A 21,827-nucleotide genomic window follows, 5' to 3' on the forward strand; every position below is an offset into this window, starting at 1 on the left:
GAACCCGAAAAAACACCCGATCCGGAAACCTCGGATCAGGTTCAAGCCGAACCTTCAGCCGAGGGTGAAGGCGGCGAAGCAAAAAAAGGTTGGTTCAAGCGCGTATTGGGCGGTTGAACCGTTGGAATTCAGGGAGGAGAAAGTCATGAAAATTTCCATGACCGTGAACGGCAAGGCCGTCAGCGGCGAAGTCGAGGGCCGGACATTACTGTCCGGCTTTCTGCGCGAGCAACTGTCATTGACGGGCACGCATGTCGGCTGTGACACGGCCCAGTGCGGCGCCTGCGTTGTACATGTGAATGGTCAGGCCGTGAAGTCGTGCAATATGCTGGCGGTCGAAGCCGACGGTGCTGATGTTGGCACCATCGAAGGTCAGGCAAATGCGGACGGTTCGCTGAACGTGATCCAGCAAGCTTTTCAGGATCATCACGGCCTTCAATGCGGGTTCTGTACTCCGGGTATGGTGATGAGCGCCGCAGCGCTGCTGAAAGACAACCCGCGCCCATCTGAGGCCGAAATCCGGAAGTACCTGGAAGGCAACCTGTGCCGCTGCACAGGCTACCACAATATCGTCAAGGCGATCATGGCCGCCTCAGGTCAGGACGTCGGCAGTATCGCCGCGGAATGATGCCGCTGCGGGCGTAAACGTTGCGCCCGTGGGACAAGTGAAGGGTGCAGCAGCATCCGTTTATGGGAGGAGAACAAGCAATGCCCAAAGACAGTGGCATCGGAGCCAGTTCCAAGCGACGCGAGGACGTCCGCTTTCTGACCGGAGCAGGCAACTATACCGACGACATCAACATACGTGGTCAGGCTTACGTATATTTCCTGCGGTCCGACATCGCGCATGGTCGGATCAATTCTGTAGATACATCATCTGCCGAAGGTATGCCCGGTGTGGTCAGAGTATTCACCGGCAAAGACTTTGAAGGCGTGGGCGGAATGCCCTGTGGCTGGGAAGTGACCGACAAGCACGGCGCGCCGATGCAGGAACCACCACACCCAATTCTGGCACAGGGCAAGGTGCGCCATGTGGGCGATCCCATTGCCGCCGTGGTGGCTGACAGCCTGGAACAGGCCCGTGACGCGGCCGAGGCTATTGATCTGGATATCGAGGAACTGCCCGCCGTGATCGACATGAAATCCGCGGCGCAGGAAGGCGCGACGCTGGTTCATGACGATCTGAAAAACAACATCTGCTATGACTGGCAGTTGGGTGAGGCCGACGACGCCAAGGTGAACGACGTCTTTGCCAATGCCGCGCATGTCACCACTTTGGATCTGGTGAACAACCGGCTGGTCGCCAACCCGATGGAGCCGCGCGTGGCTGTGGCCGAGTACAGCAGGGGCACGGATGAATATACGCTCTATACCACTTCGCAGAACCCGCATGTCATCCGCTTGTTGATGTGCGCGTTCGTTCTGGGTCTGCCGGAACATAAAGTCCGCGTCGTAGCCCCGGATGTGGGCGGTGGTTTTGGCACCAAGATTTTCCATTACGCAGAAGAAGCGTTCTGCACCTTTGCCGCCAAGGCCTGCAACCGGCCCGTCAAGTGGACAGCCAGCCGGTCCGAGGCATTCATGTCGGATGCGCAGGGTCGTGACCATGTCAGCACGATTGAACTGGCTCTGGATGCGGATAACAATTTCATCGGCCTGCGGACCAACACCTATGCCAATCTGGGCGCCTATCTGTCGACCTTCTCCAGCTCGGTTCCGACATGGCTGCACGGGACGCTGATGGCAGGCAACTATAAGACCCCGGTCATTCAGGTGAATGTGAAGGCGATGTTCACAAACACGGTGCCGGTGGACGCCTATCGCGGCGCTGGTCGACCCGAAGCAACCTTCCAACTGGAGCGTGTCATCGACAAGGCTGCGCGCGAGTTAGGTGTCGATCCGATCGCCCTGCGTCGCCAGAATTTTGTCACGCAGTTCCCCTATGACACGCCAGTCGCGCTGACCTATGACACCGGGGATTATAACGGGACCATGGACAAGCTTGAGGCCGCTGCTGATCTTGCGGGCTTTGCCGCACGACGCGCGCAGAGTGAGGCCAAAGGCAAGCTGCGCGGTCTCGGCGTCAATTGCTATATCGAGGCTTGTGGTATCGCGCCTTCGAATATCGTCGGCATGTTGGGAGCCCGTGCAGGTCTTTACGACGCGGCGACAGTTCGGGTGAACGCCACCGGCTCGATCAGTGTGATGGTTGGCGCACACAGCCACGGGCAAGGCCATGAAACAGCCTTCCCGCAGGTCGTGGCCGACATGATCGGCATCGACGAGTCAATGGTCGAGATCGTGCACGGGGACACCTCGAAGATCCCGTTCGGCATGGGCACTTATGGCTCACGCTCGCTGGCGGTCTGCGGCTCGGCTATGGTCAAGGCCACCGAAAAGGTGATCGACAAGGCCAAAAAGATCGCAGCCCACCTGTTGGAGGCGTCCGAGGCAGATATCGAACTTAAGGACGGTCAGTTCAGCGTTGCGGGGACCGACAAGTCGGTGGCGTGGGGGGATGTGACCCTTACGGCCTATGTCCCGCACAACTATCCGCTGGAAGTTGAACCGGGGCTGGAGGAAACCGCGTTCTATGACCCGGCCAACTTTACTTTCCCGGCAGGGGCTTATGCCTGTGAGGTCGAGGTAGACCCCGACACTGGTCAGGTCAGTATCGAGAAGTTCACGGCAGCGGATGACTTTGGCAACATCGTCAATCCGATGATCGTAGACGGTCAGGTACATGGCGGTATTGGTCAGGGCATCGGTCAGGCCCTGCTGGAGAACTGCGCCTATGACGAGAACGGCCAATTGCTGAGCGCGTCGTTCATGGACTACGCGATGCCACGCGCCGATGACGTCCCGTTCTACGGCGTGGATCATTCCAGCCAGACGCCCTGTACGCACAATCCGCTTGGTGTGAAGGGTTGCGGCGAGGCCGGAGCGATCGGCTCACCGCCAGCGGTGGTCAACGCGGTGCTGGATGCGTTGAACTCGGGTGGAAGGGTTGTTGATCATATCGACATGCCGATGAGCCCGTCACGCGTTTGGACGGCGATGCATGGTTGAGAGGTTGGGGTGCGAGGGGCCAGCCCCTCGCGCTCCCCGGAATATTTATAGCCAGATGAAGGGCGGATCAGCGCCTTTCGGAAAGGAAGAACGAAATGTACAATTTCGAGTTTGAGAAGCCCTCGACCATTGCTGACGCGGTTGCAGCATTGGCAGCAGAGGATGCGCAGGCGTTGGGAGGCGGGCAAACCCTGATCCCGACATTGAAACAGCGATTGGCGGCACCGTCCAAACTGGTGTCGATGGGCGGCATTGCCGAGATGCACGGCGTCTGCGTTGATGATGACGGCTCGGTCTCTGTTGGGGGTGCAACACCTCACGTTGTCGTTGCTCGCGACGCTGCGGGGTCTTATCCCGCGTTGGCGGCATTGGCTGGACAAATTGGCGACCCGGCAGTGCGCAATCGTGGAACCATCGGTGGTTCGGTTGCGAACAATGACCCGGCAGCCTGTTATCCGGCGGGCGTGCTAGGATCCGGCGCGACCGTCGTGACCAATACGCGTCAAATTTCGGCAGATGACTTTTTTCAGGGCATGTTCACCACAGCCCTGGATGAAGGAGAGATCATCACCTCGATCCGCTTTCCGGTTCCGCAGGCGGCAAGCTATCAAAAATTTCTGCAGCCAGCGTCGCGGTTTGCACTTGTTGGGGTATATCTGGCCCGTTTCACGGACGGTGTGCGTGTGGCGGTTACCGGGGCAAGTGAGGATGGCGTCTTCCGTTGGAGCGAAGCCGAGCAGGCGCTGAACAAGGAGTTCCGCCCGGACGCCTTGATGGACCTTCGGATCAACCCTGCCAACATGATCGCTGATTTACATGGCAGCAAGGAATACCGGGCGCATCTTGTGTCGGTCATGACCAAACGCGCCGTTGAAGCCTGCATGTAGACATTTCTCGACAAGATGCTCAAAAGCCCCGGTTTTTGCCGGGGCTTTTTCGTTGAGATATGGTTTTTAGTGTTTCGCCAAGGTCGGGCTGGCCAGCACCTTTTCGCTGTTTGAGGGTTGTGGCCAGTCTCTGCGCAAAAAAATCAGGCCACCCAATTCCGGGCGGCCTGATCAAGTCACAAGCTAAGCTTTCGCTTTATTCGGCGGCTTGTGCACCAGTAGCGGCGTGTTTGTCCCGCTGGCTGTCGCGGAACAAAGCTTTGGCCAGGGCAATACACATCAGACCCATTACAGCAGTAAAGGGCAATGCACCGATGATCATTGCGTTTCGCAGCGCATCCATCGGGTTGTTTTCGCCCGCCGCGAGGATCAGCGCGCCGATCACAGCCGTCAGGATGACACCCCAGATGATGCGGTGCTTGATGCCCGTCTCCTGGCTGCCTCCCGACATGATGGTATTCATCACCAGAATGCCCGAGTCTGCCGACGTGACGAGGAATGTCATGATCAGGATCACGCACATCACGTTCAACATTGACAGCAGACCACCGTCAATCATGTAAGATAGTGTCACGAACAGCTTGTTGGTGTTCGATGCGCCGATGATTGCACCTTCTGCAGCGCCTGCCAGTTCCAGATCAATCGCAGTTCCTCCCAGAACAGTCATCCATGCAAAGCACACCAAAGCCGGGGCGAACACACAGCCTACGATGAACTCGCGGACAGAGCGTCCTTTCGAAATGCGCGCGAGGAACAGGCCCACGAAGGGCGAGAACGCAATCCACCAGGCCCAGTAGAACGTGGTCCAACCCGATTGCCAGCCGAACTGACGCCCCTGCTCACCCGCCGCATAAACGGCTGCCAGGGTTGCTTCATCCAACTCTGCTGCTGCCCCTTCCAAGCCACTCTTGAAACCGTCAAAGCTGCCCCACGCATTGGTAGCTCCGCCCATCAGATCATTGGCATGGGCTTGTGCTTCGGCAGGCAAAGCCGCAGCGAAGGCTTCAACTGACAGCGGGCCATAGGCGTTAAAGCTGAGCGACAGGATATGCAGGATATAGTCGACCATTGCCGTGCCATAAGTGGTCATGGCAAAGACGAACGAGCCGAAGACGATAAATGTGCCCAACAGGATGATCGACAATACGAGGTTCAGGTTCGACAGGTATTTAACACCACGACCAACGCCTGATACGGCCGAAATAATCGACAGACTCATGATGATGACCAGACCGGCGATCAAACCTACTTTGCTTGGGGTTGGAACTTCGCCACCCAGATCCATGACCCATTCCATACCGGTGATGGCATAAAGCCCGTCGATGAACTGGCTGACACCATAGCCGATGGTGACGGAAACACCGAGGATCGTCGCAACAACACCCAGAACGTCAACCACATGGCCGAAGAAGCCATTGACGAAGCGGCCAAACAGAGGCGTCAGCGCCGAACGGATGGTGAGAGGCATGTCGCGGGTATAAGCGTAATATGCCAGCGACAAACCGGTCACCACATAGATGGCCCAAGCGTGAAACCCGTAGTGCAAGAAGGTATAGCGGTAAGCCGACTGCAGTGCTTCGGGCGTATTACCTACGACAGCACCGGACACAACTTCTGGGTTCGAACCCCACAGCCCCAGTGGTTCTGCGGTTGCAAATACCATCAGACCAACACCCAGACCGGCACCGAACATCATGGAGAACCAAGAGAAGTTCGAAAACTCGGGCTTTTCACCGGGTGTTCCCATCACACGGCGACCCGTGGACGGAATAGCGGCGACAACGGCCAGAAAAACAAGGAACAACCCGACAATGACAATGTAGAAGCTGTTGAAAAGCTCGAGCAACCGCCCGTTCAGGCTGCCAAGCGTTCCGTTTGCGTTTGCAGGGAATACCAATGCCCACAGAACCAGCGCGACCATAATGGCCTTGCTGATCAGGGCAATTGGGACGCTGTAGTTTTCATAAAAACCGGCATCCGCCGTTTTTATCTCAACGTCTGTGAATGGTTCGGGTATCGACATGTTGCGTTTTCCTCCGTGTGTTCGCCGTTTTTTTTGTTCTTTTGAGTTCCGTTTGGGATGCACTGTGCCGGACGGCGTAAACAAACATGCACAATGCACCAAACAGTGAGTGGGTAGTGTTCAGATCAACTGGCATTTGCGGCAAGTCCACACGCTCAAGTGGCATCTCCTACCGCTCTTTTCCTCCCGGATTTTTGCCGCCTGCAAAATCTGTTTGTCCTTAGTGACCTATCAGTTTGCCGTTGAACCTGCTTGCAGCTTCGCAAGAAGTGGTTGCGCCCTTCAATTCGAAAAAACCTATATCGGAGGTTTGGGCTGCTCGCCCGAGAATCCGACCCTTATGCGACTCGAAACGACCATCTTGACGGCTCTTATAACATGTTAGCGACAACAGATGGAGGGCGTGATTGTAACTCCATTCACAGTTTCAGAACCAGTATGTCGGACTTTGCCCGCGAAACGCATGTGCACAGGAACTCATGTGTTTCCTGCTCTTGCGGGGTGAGTATACCGTCGCGATGATCAACTTCGCCGGATACGACATCAACGATACAGGTTCCGCAAAGCCCTTCGGAGCAGCCGAAATCAACCTGCACACCATTGGCCTGCAAAACCTCCAGAATGGATTGATCCTTGCCAACGGGATAGACCGCTCCGGTCGACTGGATCTTGATCTGGAAATCGGCGTTCGGGGCATGCTCAATGTCCGACGCGGCGGCGAACCGTTCAAAGTGTATCGCGCCGCCGCGCAGCAAGGCACCAGCTTCCAGTACCGCGTTCAACATCGGTTCAGGGCCGCAGGTATAAACGTCTGCGCCCATCGGCATCGATTGCATGACCGATCTCAGATCGAATACCCCGTCTGTGTTATCACAATGCAAGTGATACCATTCATCCAGACCAAGTGCCCGGAATTGTGCATCCATCGCCGCGTATTCTTTTGATCGAACAAGATAATAGACACGAAAATCCTGCCCTCGGTTCAGCAGCTCACGTGCCATTGCAACCAGTGGTGTGGCCCCAATACCGCCAGCGATCAAAGTGACGTGCCGATCATGGCTTTCGAGTTTGAAGTGGTTGCGGGGACCGCCGATTTCGACGGTCGCGCCCTTCTGCAGGTCATGCATCGCCAGTGACCCGCCTCGCCCTTCGTCTTCGCGTTTGACGGCCACGTTGATCAGGCACCCATCCTGGCTCCAGCTCCACAGCGAGTATTGCCGTATCAGACCGTCTTCAAGATGGATGTCCACATGCGCCCCGGGCTCGAGGCTGGTGAAGCGCCCGCTTTCGATCTCGAAGCAGAAATCAGTGGTGTCGGGGCTGAGCGATGTTTTTCGCACAAGGCGGGCGACTTGAGTATCCATCACTTGTCCTGTTCGGTCTCACGTGGCGTACATTCTGCGTCGTTCAGCAAACAACAGGAAAAAAGATAGATTTCAATTGCAAAATTTCTAACATTCGGGTGAATTGAACTCACCCAGAGTTCGAAAGCCAACAAACCTCCATGTCTCGACGCCACTACAACCTTCCTCCACTTACGACACTATCGGCCTTTGAAGCCGCCGCTCGGCATCTCAGTTTCAAAGAAGCCGCAAGCGAGCTTTCCGTGACGCCGGGTGCCGTCAGTCATCAGATAAAGGCGCTGGAAAGCGAGCTGGGCGCGGCCCTTTTTGTCCGAAAGCACCGCGGCGTGGAACTGACCGAGGATGGGCAAGACCTGTTTGAGGCCCTCGGCACTTCGTTCCGCCAGATTTCAAAGGTGCTTGAGAAGATTCGCAGCAATGATTCCGAAAACCACGTAACCGTTGGGTCAACCACTGCCGTCGCCGCACTTTGGCTGTCGCCGTCTGTCATCCGGTTCTGGCAGGATTATCCGCACGTAAAAGTGAACCAGATGGCACAGGACAAGGCGTTCACGGACCGGCCGGATATCGACTTGTTCATCCGCTATGGCCGGGACGCGAACGCGCAACTCACGCACACGAAACTGTACCGCGATATCCTTACACCCGTTTGCAGCCCCCAGATGGCCGCGGACCTTAAAGGGGCCAGTCTTGAAGACCTCGTGCAGCGGCGTTTGATCCATCTTGAAACGCAGGACAGCACCTGGACGACCTGGTCATCCTGGTTCCATGACCTCGGATTTTCCGGGGTTGTTCCTGTGGGATCGCGGGTGAACAGCTATGCGCTTGCCCTTCAGGTCGCGCGTAAAGGCGCGGGTCTTGCGTTGGGGTGGAAACGTCTGGTCCAGCCCATGCTCGCATCGGGGAAACTCGTGGCATTAGAGGAGTTCAGCCTGCCCGCCCCGGACAATTTCTATCTTGTCGGTCGCCCGGACGATCAGCTCTCGGAAGGGGCGCTGGCTCTCAAGAATTGGTTGCTTAACGAACTGTCTCAGGGCTCGGTTTAGCCTGCCTCAATTTGCCATTAGGATTTTTAGTATTGAACGTGGACGGCCGCAGCCGCCAATGGATGCAGCGATAAACTCATTCAAAATCACTCAGGAGTGGCCGATGAACAAGCACGCACCGCTTTCGTCTGTTCTGACACCGGTAAACACCGCAAAGGGTCTGCCGAACGAGCATTATATTGATCCCGCAGTTTTTGCCGAAGAACGGGATGCGGTCTTGTTTGCGAACTGGTCCGGCATCGGCTTTGGCAAAGACATTCCCGAGGCGGGCGACGCGTATCCGATCGATTTCCTGGGTGTGCCGCTCTTGATGGTTCGCGATCGCGACGGTCAGATCGGCGTGTTCCAGAACACCTGTCGCCATCGCGGCATGATTTTGGTCGACAAGCCGCAAAAAATCCGCGGCGCGATCCGCTGCCCCTATCACAGCTGGTGCTATGGCCTGAATGGTGAACTGCGGACCGCCCCTCATGTCGGTGGCCCCGGGCAAAACACCCATGAAGATCTGGACTTCGCCGAGTTGGGCCTTATCCGCATCCGCTCGTATGTCTGGCGGGATGTTGTCTTTGTCAATGTCAGCGGCGACGCGCCGGAATTCGAAGATGTCCATGGCGAGTTGATGGAACGCTGGAAAGAATTCGATCAACCGATGTATCACGGTGGCGCTGGCGCATCGGTTTATCTTGAGTTGAACTCGAACTGGAAACTGGCTGTTGAGAACTACTGCGAAAGCTATCACCTGCCTTGGGTTCATCCCGGCCTGAACAGCTATTCGCGTCTGGAAGACCACTACAACATCAACGAATTGGGCAAATATTCGGGTCAGGGCACCTATGTTTACCGCCAGTTCGAGGGTCACGATGGCGAAAAGCTGGATGATTTCGAGAATCTGAGTGAGCAGTGGAATGACGGCGCGGAATATATCGTCGTTTACCCGAATACCCTGCTGGGTGTTCAGCGTGACCACGGCTTTGCCTTCCTCATCGATCCGATCACGCATGAGCGTTCGAACGAACGGATTGAGCTCTACTACGCCAAAAAACCCGAAGACGCACCCGAACACGAAGCGCTGCGTGCCAAGAATGCGCAACTGTGGAAAACGGTGTTCGAGGAAGACGTCTTTGTGGTTGAAGGCATGCAGAAAGGCCGTCATGGCGTGAAATTCGATGGTGGCCGTTTCTCGCCCGCGATGGACGGCCCGACCCATTGTTTTCATCATTGGGTGGCAACTCAGATCGAAAAAGCCCGGGCTGAAGTGTAAGCAATCCTGAAAATGTTGATCTGGTCAGGCCCTTCTGACCAGATCGCGGATCGGTTGTAACAACAGCAGACGGGACCGCGTTGCAGTCTTTTGTCTCCTAGAGGACAGCCGGTGTGAATTCACCGAAAGGGTCACAGTGGATCTGGACGAACTCGACAAACAACTCTTGCGGGCCCATGCGGAAAAAGATGTACCCGCATTGATCCGGCTGTATCACCAAGCGGCGATTTTGGCTGAACAGCGCCAGGATCATGAAGCCTCGTGTTTCTATCTGACCCACGCATTTGTGTTTGCTTTGGAATACGGCGCGCCGGAAGCAGATGAGTTGAACCTGAAGCTGTTTGAACGTGGCCGTGCACACCGATTGACGTTCTGACGAATTCGTTTGCATAAGCGTATCGCGCCGTCAGGCAATTCCCAATAGTTTGAGTTTAGCTGACTTCATTCGATCTCGAATTTTGTCGACATTGTCGATGGGCCCGTCTTCATGAAAGAACAAGCGCGAACGAAAACGCGCGAGATAGCCAAAATGCGAAACGAAGCTCAGGCCGTGGTCATCGGCGGAGGAGTGATCGGGTGCTCGATCCTGTATCATTTGACCAAACTGGGATGGTCGGATGTTGTTCTGTTGGAGCGGGACGAGCTGACCTCGGGGTCAACCTGGCACGCAGCCGCAAACATTCACGGATTGCACGACAGTACCAATATCAGCCGCATTCAGCATTACACGATGAGCCTGTATAAAGCGCTGGAAGCTGAAACCGGTCAAAGCTGCGGAGTATTCCAGCCCGGTTCGCTATACCTGGCCCAGACGGAAGAGCGCGAACATCAGCTGAAGCTACAGGCCGCAAAGGCCAGGCTGTATGGCATGAATTTCTATGAGATCAGCATTGAGGAAGCCCAGAAGCTGAACCCGCTGGTCAATTACGACGGCATCCGTTGCGTGATGTTCGAACCTGATGGCGGCAATGTGGACCCGTCGGGCGTGACCAACGCCTATGCGGTCGGCGCGCGTCAACGCGGGGCGCAGATTCACCGTTTCACTCCGGTCACCGCAACCGAGCAGCAGGAGGATGGCAGCTGGATCGTCAGAACGCCAAAAGGTGACATCAGGACACGCTGGGTGGTGAACGCAGCGGGCCTGTGGGGGCGCGAGGTTGCTGCACTGGCTGGGATCGAGTTGCCACTGCAACCTACTGAGCACCAGTATTTCGTAACCGAATCCATGGCGGATGTGAAAAGCCACAGCACCCGCCTGCCGTCTGTTTCGGACCGGGATGGAGAGTATTACCTGCGTCAGGAAGGCAACGGCTTGCTGGTCGGCGCCTATGAGAAAGACATGAGGTTCTGGGCCGAAGAAGGCACGCCGCTGGAATTTGCCCACGACCTGTTCCCTGATGATCTGGAACGGATCGAAGAGAACATGATGAACGCCATCGAACGCCTGCCCGCGGTTGGTGAAGCCGGGATCAAGCGTGTCATCAACGGCCCGATGATCTGGTCTCCGGATTCGAACGTTCTGATGGGGCCGGTGCCCGAGGTCGACGGCTATTTCTGCTGCAATGGTATCATCCCCGGCTTCTCGCAATCGGGTGGCATGGGCCTGATGGCAGCGCAATGGATCATCGAGGGTGAAACGGAATACGACATGTTCGCCTGGGATCTGGCGCGTTTTGACAGCTGGGCCACCAAGGCGTTCACCAAAGCGCGCGTGGCAGATCAGTACAGTCATCGGTTCGCGATCCATTTCCCCAATGAAGAACGAAGCGCCGGTCGTCCGGCACGTGTTCGCCCGATCTATGAGGCGCAGAAAGCCATGGGTGCGGTTTTTGGCCTGAACGCCGGTTGGGAACATCCGCTGTGGTTTGCTGCAACGCCCGGCACCAAAGACACGAATGGCTTTACCCGTCAGAACTGGTGGGGACCGGTGGGCGAGGAATGCAGGATGCTGCGCGACCGTGCCGGGATCATCGATATCTCGAACTTCGCCAAATATGTCTGCAAGGGTCCGGGTGCGGCAGACTGGCTGAACGCCGTCTTTGCCAACACCATGCCCAAAACCGTTGGTCGCTCCTGTCTGACCCCTCTTATTTCAAAGCGCGGCGGTATTGCAGGCGACTTTACCGTCACCCGCGTGGCTGATGAGGAGTTCTGGGTGATCGGCTCGGGCATGGCAGAGCGGTATCACAAGCGCTTTTTCAAACAGGTTCCGCTGCCTGAAGGCACCACTTTCGAAAGCAAAACCGAAGCGATGTGCGGTTTTAACGTGGCCGGACCCAACTCCCGTGACATCCTGCAACGACTGACCAACACATCGCTGGCAACCGAAGATTTCCCCTTCATGCGGTCCGCCAAGATCGAGCTGGCGGGGGTTCAGGTTCTTGCCCTGCGCGTCTCCTTTACCGGCGATCTGGGATGGGAGCTGCATTGCGACACCCAAGATCAGGCACGGCTCTACAATGCCTTGCTTGAGGCAGGCAAAGAGTTCGGGGCTGGCCCTGTTGGCAGCCGGGCGCTGATGTCTATGCGGGTCGAAAAGGGCTATGGGTCTTGGAGCCGAGAATACAGCCCGGAATATTGGCCGCATGAAGTGAGTCTTGATCGCCTCTGCAAGTTTGAAAAGGACTTCCTCAACAAGGCAGCTGCGCAGAAAGTGTTGCAGAACCCGGCTCGGGAACACCTGGTGATCCTGCACCTGAACGAAGCGGATGTGACAGCGTCCAACGCGGATGCAACAGGTGGTGAGCCGATCTTCAAGAATGGTGAAGGGATCGGCCGGGTGACCTCGGGCACCTATGGCTACACCGTCGGAATGTCGTTGGCCTTGGGATATGTGAAAAATGCCCAGCCAGGTGATGAGGTCGAGGTTATGGTTCTGGGGCGCCCACACAGGGCCACAATCCTGCATGAACCGCCCTTTGATGCCGCAGGAAAAGCGCTTAGGGCTTAAAACCGCAATAGCTCAAGGCGTTGCCCTTCGGGATATTCCGTCACTTCTGCCGGGATGATCGCCAATCCATCCGCTTGCGCAAGCAAAGCAACACGACCACTGTAGGACGGCTCCATCAGACGCAATCGGGGCCGTCCGTCCGGTGTGTAACCGTCAATCTGAACCGGGCGATATTCCTGTCGGCCTGCGGTACGGTACAAAGGTTCCGACAGAACTGCCTGCACGGCTGCCTGCGGTGTGTGGTGCAGACCGGCACGGCGCGCCATCATCTGCGATCCGATAATCTGCCAGGTCACAAAAGCAGAAACCGGGTTACCCGGCAGACCAATGTAAAGAGCACGGCCACGTCGACCGAACATGATCGGCTTGCCCGGTTTCATTGCGACTTTCATCACATCCGTCACGCCACCGATCTCGGTAAACAGACGCGGCATATGATCTTCATCGCCGACTGATACGCCACCGGTCGTGATGATCAGGTCAGAGGTTTCAGTCGCGCCCAGCAGGACCTGTTTCAAAAGCTCGGGGTCATCTTCAACCTGCCCCCGGTCCGTTAGGTCAATCCAGGGCTTCTGCAACAGCGCTAGCAGCATGTAACGGTTCGAGTTATAGATCTGCCCCGGTCCAAGGAGCTCACCCGGTTGGCACAACTCACTTCCGGTTGAAAAGATCGAAACCTTCAGCTTGCGAAGCACCACGACCTCGCCATACCCGGCGGATGCAAGGGCTGCCACCTCGCGCGGGCCAATCTCGCAGCCGCGCCGCAGGATCGGCGCTCCGGCATGAAGGTCTTCACCGGCACGCCGGATATGTTGCCCGGGCTTTGGACGGCGGCTGAAGCGAATTTGCCCCTCTACAACATCACAGTCTTCCTGCATGACGATGGCGTCGAAATCAGAAGGAACGGGCGCTCCGGTAAAAATCCTCAGCGCGCTACCCACAGGTGCAGCATGAGACCCGCTGTCCCCCGCCGCGATGCGACCCGCAACGGCCATCTGGAACAGGTTGGCATCGCCAAGATCGGCGGTTCGAACCGCATAGCCATCCATTGCCGAATTGTCGAAAGCGGGCATATTGACCTTGCTGAAACAGTCGCGGGCCAATATTCGCCCTATTGCAGCGGCCAAAGGCAGCGTTTCCGTTTCTGTGATCGGATCAGCAGCGGACCGGCCCCGGCACAGGGTCTCATCCACGCTCAGATACATATGCGCGTGTCGATCACAGCCGCATCCATCAGCCATATCCAGCCTCCAACTCTGCGAACATGTCTCCACCCATTCTAAGGTGGGCCAGGCTCGCTCAACCGACACGACGTCCGCTGTGCTGTCATTGACATAGGTCACGTGTCACCGCGTGGTGCTTCGAAACGACGGGATGGCGGGCTAAGCGTGACTTCCACTACAGTGGCTTCTCGGATGGTTCTCAGACCGGGATCAACTCTTCCTGATAAGCGAACAGCGCCGGTTGCCCACCCGTATGCAACAGCACAACTTTCTGGCCCTGTTGAATGGTGCCGTTTTCACGTAATTCCAACAAACCTGCAAAGGTTTTGGCCGAGTAGACCGGATCCAGAAAAATACCCTCGGCGCGCGCCATCAGTGCAAGCGCCTTCCGTGTGGACGGGCCTATTCGCCCGTATCCAGGAGGCAATGCGCCGTCCCATGTGAGGATGTCATTCATGACCAGAGCCGGGTCAAACATCATCATACCGGACAACCGTTCCAATATCTTTTGCAACCGCGCATGTTGCTGGTGGCGGTCGCGGCGAACGCAGATGCCAAAAACAGGCGCCGTGTTGCCAGCCAGACGCAGCCCGGCCAGAAACCCGCCATGGGTCGAACCGCTGCCGGATGGCACCACCGCCACGTCGAAATCGGCGATCTGATCCAGTAGTTCGGCGGCCCCGGCCACATAGCCTAACGCCCCCAAGGGCGGATGATCGATGCCCAAGTGAATTACATATGGCTTTCCGCCCTCATCGATCAGCTGATCTGCCCGAACGTGAAGGGCATTGTCGGCCCCGGCCTCGTCTTCTCCGGTGTGGTCGTGAATGTGCTCGGCACCCAGAAGCCGGGCCAGAAGAACATTTCCCGAGGAATAATAATGTTCTCCCATATCCGGTACGCGCTCTTCCAGTTGAAGCACGGCGTCCATCCCAAGCTTCGATGCAGCCATGGCAGCCGTGCGCACGAAATTGGACTGAACAGCGCCGGTGATCAGAATGGTATCTGCGCCCTGTTTCTGTGCTTCACCCATATAGAATTCAAGCTGTCGGGTCTTGTTGCCGCCAAAGCTCAACCCTGTCAGATCATCCCGTTTGATCCACAGATCCAGACCAAGCTGGTCGGACAGACGATCAAGCCGTTCAACCGGCGTAGCAGCTGTCATCAGTCTCGCGCGGGGGAAACCGGCCAATTTCTGTTCAATCGTCATGTCTGCGGTCCATCAACTCACCCACTCAGCATCGCGCGGGAAAGGGCATATCCGGTAAGAATAGTAAGGAAGGTGCTTGTGAGAAAGATCGCGGATCGGACTTGGCCTGTTCTCTGCCCCGAGAAATATCCAGGTGGCTCTATTTCTCGCTCGGGTCGCTTTCCGCGTAATTTCGCAATACATCCATGTCAGCAATTTCCGCGTGGTTTCGGTTGATCTTCACCCCGACTGGTTTCAACCTCGAAAACGCGCGGCTCAGGCTTTCGGGTTTCATCCCCAGACGCCCGGCGATCAGCATCTTGTCATACGGCAGTTCAACTTCGCACTGGCCGGCATCGCAATCACACAGGTTCAGCAGGAATTCCGCGACACGCTGCGCACCGGTCTGGGCCTTGAGCTGTTCGAGCTGCGCCACCAGGGAATGCAGATGCGTGAATGTGGCCGCCAGAATGGACACGCAAATTTCCGGATCTTGCTTCATCAGCGACAGAAGCACCGGACTTGGGATGTGCATGATCTCGCAGGGGGATACCGCCTCGGCCGAAACGGGATAGCGCACATTGCGCAGCGCAACGGCTTCGCCAAAGCTTTCACCGCGCGTGAAAACGCTCACCACGGCTTCGGCACCGGTCGGGGAAATGCGAAACAGCTTGACCCAACCAGCCAGTACAACATGTACGGCCTTGGCCTCTTCCTCTTGCAGAAAGATCGTCTCGCCCCGGTCGTATTGCCGCCAGACGGCCTGACGCAGCAGAGTATCGACATGTTGCTCTGGCAGGCTTCGCAAGAGCAGTGACTGCCGCGCAATTATCTTTTGTGCCTCGTGTGACAAGAAGGCAGCCCCTTATTCGTCCGCTCCGGGAACACCCCCGGATGATCAACCCCGAGACATGCTATGCCAAAGCCAGCGCGGGGGTGCCACCCTTTTCTCGGTCTCCAACTTGACTATTGTCATGTAAGGGCGGGCGCCACTGGCATAGGTTCAACGAAATTTCAGTTATCCGGGGAGCACGCCAGATGGACTTCGAGCAATTTTTCAGCCAGAGCCTCGACACTTTGAAAGACGAAGGCAACTACCGGATTTTCATCGACCTGCAACGCCGTCGTGGCGCGTTTCCGAACGCGCGTCAAACCGACGGGCCGGTTCAGCGGGATGTGCGGATCTGGTGCTCAAATGACTATCTGGGCATGGGTCAGCACCCTTCGGTGATCTCTGCCATGCACGACGCACTGGATCGCTGCGGAGCAGGCGCTGGCGGTACGCGCAATATCTCGGGCACCACGCATGATCACGTTCTGCTTGAGGCTGAGCTGGCTGATCTGCATGGGAAAGAAGCCGCGTTGCTGTTCACCTCGGGATATGTGTCGAACTGGGCTGCTTTGGGGACATTGGCCGCGCGAATTCCCGGGCTGATCGTGTTTTCTGATGCACTCAACCACGCCTCGATGATCGAAGGTATCCGGCATTCGCGTGCCCAGAAGGTGATTTGGAAACATAACGACTTGGCGGATTTGGACGCCAAATTGGCCGCAGCGGATCCCGACGCACCCAAAATGATCGCATTTGAATCGGTTTACTCCATGGATGGCGATATCGCCCCCATCAAGGAAATCTGCGATCTGGCTGACAAATACGGCGCGATGACCTATCTGGACGAGGTTCATGCCGTCGGCCTTTACGGCCCGCGTGGTGGCGGGATTGCTGAACGCGATGGATTGATGGATCGCCTGACGGTCATCGAAGGTACATTGGGCAAAGCGTTCGGCGTGGTTGGTGGGTATATCGCGGCCTCAGCCGCGCTGTGTGATTTTGTCCGCAGCTTTGCCAGTGGCTTCATCTTCACGACTGCCCTACCCCCATCGATTGCAGCCGGCGCTGCCGCATCGATCCGGCATTTGAAGCATTCAAGTGCAGAGCGTGACTTGCAAAAGACCCGCGTGGCGCAGGTACGCGCCCGATTGGATGCCGAGGGCATTCCGCATTTGCCCAACCCCAGCCATATCATCCCGGTGATGGTTGGCGACCCTGTGAAGTGTAAATTCATTTCGGACACCCTGCTTGAGGAGTTTGGCATCTACATTCAGCCGATCAACTATCCCACGGTTCCAAAAGGAACCGAGCGCCTGCGGATCACGCCGTCACCCGTTCATACGGATGAGGATATCGATCATCTGGTGGGCGCCCTGTCGGCGCTGTGGCAGCGCTGTCAGATCGCGCGGATGCCAATGGCCGCACAATAACCTAAGCGTCCCTTTGCTTGGTAACCTGCCGTCCCTTTTAGGGGCGGCTTTTTTCAGATCAGGTAAAGTGCGAAGATCACAGCAGAGAAGCCCGTCAGAACCAAGGTGAAGCCACGCAGCCAGCCCGGGCTTTCAGCCAGGTCCAGATATCGGGCCAGAATCACACGGGTTTTGATCAGGGCAAGGAGCAGGATACCGCCTGCAATGAGTGCGTCAGGCGTTTTCATCAGGGTCAAAAGCGTTGAAGCCAGACTGAGCGCCAAAAGCGCCAGCCACGCGCCGGTGAGTGAGTTCGGACGCCTCCGGCGGGAGTATTTAGCAAAAGATGAAGTTGCCGGCATATTGTTTATCCCAGAAGATAAATCACGGGAAACAGCACGATCCAAACCAGATCGACCATGTGCCAGAACTGTGCGCCCGCCTCGATGTTACGAGGATCATCGCGCCACGCGACCAGCAACAGGATACACACCCCGGCCAGAACATGCGCCGCGTGAAATCCTGTCAGCAGGTAGTAGAACATGAAAAACGGGTGGGTTTCATAGGTAATGCCCTGCCCCGCCTTTCCAGCATATTCCACGCTTTTGACAACCAGGAATGCGATCCCAAGTACGGCCGCCCCTGTCAGGGCAAGCCTGGCCTTGAACCGGAATGCTGCGCGGCGCCAGTTCAGGGCCTGCGCGGCCAGGTAGCCAGATGTGACCAGTATTGCAGTGTTAAAGGCTGCACCTGTTCGATAAAGATGCGATTGCGCCTCGGCAAAGCCTGCAGGGTCGGTCAGGCGAACGCCCATGAACGCGATCAGCCCGGCACCAAAAACCAGCAGCTCACTGATAATCAGAACCCACATCAGCAATTCGCCCGGAAGCTCGTCGATGAAAGAAGTTTCGCTCATGCTCCGACCAGTTGGCGGTAGATCTGCGGTAGGGCCATGGTCAAGCGGTGTGGGTCAGGAATAACCGCAAACCCACCCTGTCCGAACATGCGCGGGAACCAGCTTTTGCCGGTTTTGTCGATGGTGACGCCAAAAACCGATTGCCCGGCGCGGCGTGCCTCGCGCACGGCCATGCAGGTGTCTTCAATACCGTGGCGCCCTTCGTAATGGTCAAGGTCATTGGGTTTGCCATCGGTGATCACCAGCAACAGGCGGCGTTTGCGGGTCTGGCTTGCCAAATCCTTTGAACAGTGGCGGATCGCGGCCCCAAGCCGTGTGTAATGACCGGGTCGCAGCGACGCGATACGTTGTTCAACTTTGGCACCCATCGGCTCATCAAACCGTTTGCATCGCTGGATGTAGACGCGCTGGCGTTTCAGCGAACTGAAGGCATGAATGGCGAAATTGTCACCGCAGGCGTTCAGGCCCCAGGCCAAAGCGGCCAGAGCTTCACGTTCAATGTCGATCACGGCGCGGCCGGTTACGGCACTTTCGGTGGAACGGCTGACATCCAGCAGGATCGAGACTGCCAGGTCGCGCGCCTCGGGACGGGATTGTTGCCAAATGCGGTCGTTGCTTTCGCCGCTGGCCATGCGGTCGGTTTCGGCACGCACGGCGGCTTCGATATCCAGCTGGTCACCGTCCAGATGGCCGCGTGTCATCACACGACCGGGGCGCAGCGCCTCGAACTGGCGTTTGACCGCGCGGATGCGGCGGGCGGTGGCAGGGTCCTTGCCGAAGGCGGCAGCGTCGTCGCGGATATCCGCATCCGACAGCAGGACGTTGACGTGATCTGGCAGATACCGGCCCGATCGCACGTCCCATTCGGGATAGAGGATGCGGCCGGACAGACGCTCGCGGTTCACATCCTCGGGTGCCAGATCAAGGTGCAGCTTCAGCCGCGTTGGGGGGGCCTTTGATATCTGACCCAGGCCAATCTCTTCCTGATCATCGGCCGCTTTCTTGGCGTTGTCGGGATCGTCATCGTCGATGCGGCGGTTGATGTTCAGGAACTCGGCCCAGCTGAGGATGGCTTCGAACTTATGCAGAATGAAACTGTCGCTGCGCTCGGCCTGATCCGATCTACGGCGCCGGGCACGGTGCGTCTTTTCGCCGGATTCCTCTGGCGGGCCTTCGGTATCGGGGTTTTCAACCTCGTTGTGTTCCGAGAACCCAACTGCCCGCAACTCCGGCCACAGGGCAACCGGACGCATCGGCTGATAGCCGCGCGGGGCGATCAGGTTATCGTCCAGTGTCAGAAGCTGCTCGGCTTTCACCGACAGCTGTTGAGAGTCGCCCAACTTATGGCGGATCAGCTCTTCGACTGCGTCCTCAACCGGTGGCAGATTGGGAATATCGCGCTGATGCAACACGCCCTTGCAAAGTTCGGTATAAAGTGGGCGCAGGCCGGGGGCGTCGTCCAGGGTCGCATCAACCATGCCCTGCGCGGCAATCAGCGATCGCAGGTCGGCGCGCAGCGGGTCGTCTTCATCAATTCGCGTTCCGGCATGGGCAGCCGCGGCGGCCAGCCAGACATACAGCGCGCCGTTGGCTTCGCGGGCAGGAAAAACCGCCAGCCGGTCCGGTAGGCGCAGAACTTCACCATCGAACGAGGCGCGTGGCATCAGTTCTGCCTCTGTTGCCAGACGACGACGCCAACCCAGACGGTGGTGTGAAACCTCGGGCGAGACCGGGCGCAATTCTACGCCCGGACCACCGCCCAGCCCTCGAAAGAGGACGGCCAGCCGCCCCGCGACCTCAGAAAGGTCGACCGCGGCTCCATCGTGCACCTGTGGTGCATCGAGGCGGCTGGCAAGGGAGTGCCACAGTTTCCCGATCGTTTCTTCGGGTTCCCATGGCTCAAAATCGATCTTGACCATCGGCCGGCCTCACCCAAAGACAGCCGTAACAAGATCGAGGAGCCCGCGTTTGATATCCTCGTCATCCGTCAGAGGTTCGATCATGGCGGCAAGGATGGCGCGGTCGGTGGACATGCCCTGTGCGATCAGTGTTGCGGCATAAACAACCAGTCGGGTGGAAACGCCTTCCTCAAGATCCTGACCCTTGAGCCCGCGCAGCTTACCTGCCAGTCGCACCAGCGGCTTGCAACGTTCCAGCGGCAGACCGCTTTCCTGCGCGACCACTTCGGCTTCCATCTGCGCGGACGGGAAATCGAACTCCAGAGAGATGAACCGCTGCCGGGTCGAAGGTTTCAGGGTTTTCAGGATATTCTGGTATCCGGGGTTATATGAGGCGACCAGCATGAAGCCGGGTGCGGCCTCAAGTTCTTCGCCGGTGCGGTCGATCGGCAGGATGCGCCGGTCGTCGGTCAGCGGGTGCAGCACCACGGTCACGTCCTTGCGCGCCTCGACCACCTCGTCGAGATAGCAGATCGCACCTTCGCGCACCGCGCGGGTCAGGGGGCCATCAACCCAGACGGTTTCCCCGCCTTTCAGCAGATAGCGCCCAATCAGGTCGGCGGCGGCCAGATCGTCATGGCAGGCTACTGTATAAAGCGGGCGGCCAAGTTTTGCGGCCATGTGGGCGACAAAGCGGGTTTTGCCGCAGCCCGTCGGACCTTTCAGAAGAATTGGCAAATCGTTGTTATACGCTGCGGTAAATACATCGCATTCGTCGCCTTGGGGCAGGTAGAAGGGGGCGTTTGCCGCCCCCTCATTCAGTTTCATGGAGCCGTCCATATCCATCACTCCGCAGGGGTTTCAGCTGCGCCGGGTTCAATGACTTCTTTCCGGGGAACCCAGATCGAGTAGATGAACAGCAGCGCACCAAGGACTACGACGATACCGGAACCCAGACGCATCCAGTAGAAGATTGCGATCTGGTCTTGTACGTCCATGAAGTAATCTCCGACCACGCGCTGCATGTGTGTCTGCACGGTGCCGCCGAAGGTCAACACGAAGGTCATGAAGACCATGCCGCTGGTCATCAGCCAGAACGAGCCCATGTTCAGAACCTGATTATAGGGATCACGGTTCTTCAGGATCGGCATCGCATAGCTGAAGATCGCAAGGTTGAGGCAGACATAGGCGCCGTAGAAGGCCAGGTGACCGTGTGCCGCCGTGATCTGCGTTCCGTGGGTATAGTAGTTCACCCCGTGCAGCGTATGCAGAAAGCCCCAGACACCGGCACCAAAGAAGGCAAGCGTTGCACAACCCAGCGACCACAACAGAGCGGCTTTGTTGGGGTGGTCACGACGGCCTTTCCAGACCATGACGAAGGCAAAGGCCATCATCGCGAAGAACGGGATCACCTCGAGGCTTGAGAAGATCGAACCGATCCACTGCCAGTAACCGGGGGTACCGATCCAATAGTAGTGGTGACCTGTTCCAAGAATGCCCGAGAACAGCGCGGCGGCGACGATGACATAAAGCCATTTCTCGACCACCTCACGGTCCACACCGGTCAGCTTCAGCATCAGGTACGCCAGGATCGACGCCATGATCAGTTCCCACACACCTTCGACCCACAGGTGGACAACATACCACCAGTATTGCTTGTCCAGCGACAGGTTGCCCGGGTTGTAGAAGGCGAACAGGAACAGCAGCGCCAAACCCCACAGACCCAACAACAGGATGTTGGTGATGGCAGTCTTCTTGCC

At 57.5% G+C, this 21,827-nt stretch carries 18 protein-coding genes; 8 read left to right on the plus strand and 10 right to left on the minus strand.

The genetic code is table 11. The features are described 5' to 3' along the window. Positions 1-145 precede the first annotated feature (145 nt). The 3 genes from AC2FND_RS14820 to AC2FND_RS14830 all read left to right on the plus strand — a co-directional run bounded on the left by AC2FND_RS14820 (position 146) and on the right by AC2FND_RS14830 (position 3,956). The gene (locus tag AC2FND_RS14820) at positions 146-628 is read left to right on the plus strand and encodes a (2Fe-2S)-binding protein (RefSeq protein ID WP_209507073.1); all 483 of its coding nucleotides are present in this window, start codon (positions 146-148) and stop codon (positions 626-628) included. Positions 629-708: 80 nt separating this feature from the next. Next, positions 709-3,069, plus strand: coding sequence for a xanthine dehydrogenase family protein molybdopterin-binding subunit (locus AC2FND_RS14825; RefSeq protein ID WP_496770546.1), 2,361 nt, complete (start codon positions 709-711; stop codon positions 3,067-3,069). Positions 3,070-3,164: 95 nt separating this feature from the next. Next, on the plus strand, positions 3,165-3,956 hold the full coding sequence (locus AC2FND_RS14830; protein WP_496770548.1) for an FAD binding domain-containing protein: 792 nt from the start codon (positions 3,165-3,167) through the stop codon (positions 3,954-3,956). 196 nt (positions 3,957-4,152) lie between these two features. On the opposite strand, the gene AC2FND_RS14835 is transcribed toward AC2FND_RS14830, so the two are convergent. Both AC2FND_RS14835 and AC2FND_RS14840 read right to left on the minus strand, forming a co-directional pair. Continuing rightward, positions 4,153-5,979, minus strand: coding sequence for a BCCT family transporter (locus tag AC2FND_RS14835; RefSeq protein ID WP_496770550.1), 1,827 nt, complete (start codon positions 5,977-5,979; stop codon positions 4,153-4,155). 419 nt (positions 5,980-6,398) lie between these two features. Beyond that, entirely contained in the window at positions 6,399-7,343 is a 945-nt protein-coding gene (locus AC2FND_RS14840; protein WP_496770552.1) for a PDR/VanB family oxidoreductase, read from the minus strand. Positions 7,344-7,483: 140 nt separating this feature from the next. On the opposite strand from AC2FND_RS14840, the gene AC2FND_RS14845 reads away from it, so the two are divergent. The 4 genes from AC2FND_RS14845 to AC2FND_RS14860 all read left to right on the plus strand — a co-directional run bounded on the left by AC2FND_RS14845 (position 7,484) and on the right by AC2FND_RS14860 (position 12,600). Further along, a complete protein-coding gene (locus AC2FND_RS14845) occupies positions 7,484-8,389 on the plus strand; it encodes a LysR substrate-binding domain-containing protein (RefSeq protein WP_480616794.1) in 906 nt (301 codons plus the stop codon). A gap of 103 nt (positions 8,390-8,492) precedes the next feature. Next, positions 8,493-9,650 carry an aromatic ring-hydroxylating oxygenase subunit alpha gene (locus AC2FND_RS14850; RefSeq protein WP_480488705.1) on the plus strand — a complete coding sequence of 386 codons (1,158 nt, stop codon included), beginning with the start codon at positions 8,493-8,495 and terminating at the stop codon, positions 9,648-9,650. Positions 9,651-9,786: 136 nt separating this feature from the next. Beyond that, complete coding sequence (locus AC2FND_RS14855) at positions 9,787-10,026, plus strand: hypothetical protein (RefSeq protein WP_496770553.1); 240 nt, start codon at positions 9,787-9,789, stop codon at positions 10,024-10,026. A 153-nt stretch (positions 10,027-10,179) separates the two neighbouring features. Further along, a complete protein-coding gene (locus AC2FND_RS14860) occupies positions 10,180-12,600 on the plus strand; it encodes a GcvT family protein (RefSeq protein ID WP_496770555.1) in 2,421 nt (806 codons plus the stop codon). On the opposite strand, the gene AC2FND_RS14865 is transcribed toward AC2FND_RS14860, so the two are convergent. The 3 genes from AC2FND_RS14865 to AC2FND_RS14875 form a co-directional block, all read right to left on the minus strand. Next, positions 12,597-13,841: a molybdopterin molybdotransferase MoeA gene (locus AC2FND_RS14865; protein WP_496770556.1), complete on the minus strand. Its 1,245-nt coding sequence runs from the start codon at positions 13,839-13,841 to the stop codon at positions 12,597-12,599. The two genes, AC2FND_RS14860 and AC2FND_RS14865, sit on opposite strands and share 4 nt — an antisense overlap. Positions 13,842-14,022: 181 nt before the next feature. After that, positions 14,023-15,033: a D-cysteine desulfhydrase family protein gene (locus AC2FND_RS14870; RefSeq protein ID WP_496770557.1), complete on the minus strand. Its 1,011-nt coding sequence runs from the start codon at positions 15,031-15,033 to the stop codon at positions 14,023-14,025. Between the two features lie 139 nt (positions 15,034-15,172). Then, positions 15,173-15,865: a Crp/Fnr family transcriptional regulator gene (locus tag AC2FND_RS14875; protein WP_267365173.1), complete on the minus strand. Its 693-nt coding sequence runs from the start codon at positions 15,863-15,865 to the stop codon at positions 15,173-15,175. A gap of 185 nt (positions 15,866-16,050) precedes the next feature. On the opposite strand from AC2FND_RS14875, the gene hemA reads away from it, so the two are divergent. Further along, entirely contained in the window at positions 16,051-17,274 is a 1,224-nt protein-coding gene (hemA, locus tag AC2FND_RS14880) for a 5-aminolevulinate synthase (protein WP_480488712.1), read from the plus strand. Between the two features lie 53 nt (positions 17,275-17,327). Here the strand turns inward: hemA and AC2FND_RS14885 are convergent, their stop codons facing one another. The 5 genes from AC2FND_RS14885 to AC2FND_RS14905 all read right to left on the minus strand — a co-directional run. Beyond that, positions 17,328-17,615, minus strand: coding sequence for a cytochrome C oxidase subunit IV family protein (locus AC2FND_RS14885; RefSeq protein ID WP_267365170.1), 288 nt, complete (start codon positions 17,613-17,615; stop codon positions 17,328-17,330). A 5-nt stretch (positions 17,616-17,620) separates the two neighbouring features. After that, positions 17,621-18,169 (minus strand): cytochrome c oxidase subunit 3, encoded by a 549-nt coding sequence (locus tag AC2FND_RS14890; protein ID WP_480488714.1) that lies wholly within the window; start codon positions 18,167-18,169, stop codon positions 17,621-17,623. Beyond that, on the minus strand, positions 18,166-20,088 hold the full coding sequence (locus AC2FND_RS14895) for a nitric oxide reductase activation protein NorD (RefSeq protein ID WP_496770560.1): 1,923 nt from the start codon (positions 20,086-20,088) through the stop codon (positions 18,166-18,168). The genes AC2FND_RS14890 and AC2FND_RS14895 overlap by 4 nt, the downstream gene beginning before the upstream one ends. Before the next feature lie 9 nt (positions 20,089-20,097). After that, the gene (locus tag AC2FND_RS14900) at positions 20,098-20,907 is read right to left on the minus strand and encodes a CbbQ/NirQ/NorQ/GpvN family protein (RefSeq protein ID WP_496770562.1); all 810 of its coding nucleotides are present in this window, start codon (positions 20,905-20,907) and stop codon (positions 20,098-20,100) included. A gap of 5 nt (positions 20,908-20,912) precedes the next feature. Continuing rightward, a partial coding sequence (locus AC2FND_RS14905) for a cbb3-type cytochrome c oxidase subunit I (protein WP_496770564.1) occupies positions 20,913-21,827 on the minus strand: 915 nt, incomplete at its 5' end.

This window comes from Ruegeria sp. BHSB056 (assembly GCF_059613305.1).

Coding starts and splice junctions, on each gene's coding strand:
- AC2FND_RS14900 (WP_496770562.1), bottom strand. CDS start 20,907: ATGGACGGCTCCATGAAACTGAATGAGGGGGCGGCAAACGCCCCCTTC.
- AC2FND_RS14895 (WP_496770560.1), bottom strand. CDS start 20,088: ATGGTCAAGATCGATTTTGAGCCATGGGAACCCGAAGAAACGATCGGG.
- AC2FND_RS14865 (WP_496770556.1), bottom strand. CDS start 13,841: ATGGCTGATGGATGCGGCTGTGATCGACACGCGCATATGTATCTGAGC.
- AC2FND_RS14820 (WP_209507073.1), top strand. CDS start 146: ATGAAAATTTCCATGACCGTGAACGGCAAGGCCGTCAGCGGCGAAGTC.
- AC2FND_RS14870 (WP_496770557.1), bottom strand. CDS start 15,033: ATGACGATTGAACAGAAATTGGCCGGTTTCCCCCGCGCGAGACTGATG.
- AC2FND_RS14835 (WP_496770550.1), bottom strand. CDS start 5,979: ATGTCGATACCCGAACCATTCACAGACGTTGAGATAAAAACGGCGGAT.
- AC2FND_RS14830 (WP_496770548.1), top strand. CDS start 3,165: ATGTACAATTTCGAGTTTGAGAAGCCCTCGACCATTGCTGACGCGGTT.
- hemA (WP_480488712.1), top strand. CDS start 16,051: ATGGACTTCGAGCAATTTTTCAGCCAGAGCCTCGACACTTTGAAAGAC.
- AC2FND_RS14850 (WP_480488705.1), top strand. CDS start 8,493: ATGAACAAGCACGCACCGCTTTCGTCTGTTCTGACACCGGTAAACACC.
- AC2FND_RS14890 (WP_480488714.1), bottom strand. CDS start 18,169: ATGAGCGAAACTTCTTTCATCGACGAGCTTCCGGGCGAATTGCTGATG.
- AC2FND_RS14845 (WP_480616794.1), top strand. CDS start 7,484: ATGTCTCGACGCCACTACAACCTTCCTCCACTTACGACACTATCGGCC.
- AC2FND_RS14840 (WP_496770552.1), bottom strand. CDS start 7,343: ATGGATACTCAAGTCGCCCGCCTTGTGCGAAAAACATCGCTCAGCCCC.
- AC2FND_RS14825 (WP_496770546.1), top strand. CDS start 709: ATGCCCAAAGACAGTGGCATCGGAGCCAGTTCCAAGCGACGCGAGGAC.
- AC2FND_RS14860 (WP_496770555.1), top strand. CDS start 10,180: ATGCGAAACGAAGCTCAGGCCGTGGTCATCGGCGGAGGAGTGATCGGG.
- AC2FND_RS14885 (WP_267365170.1), bottom strand. CDS start 17,615: ATGCCGGCAACTTCATCTTTTGCTAAATACTCCCGCCGGAGGCGTCCG.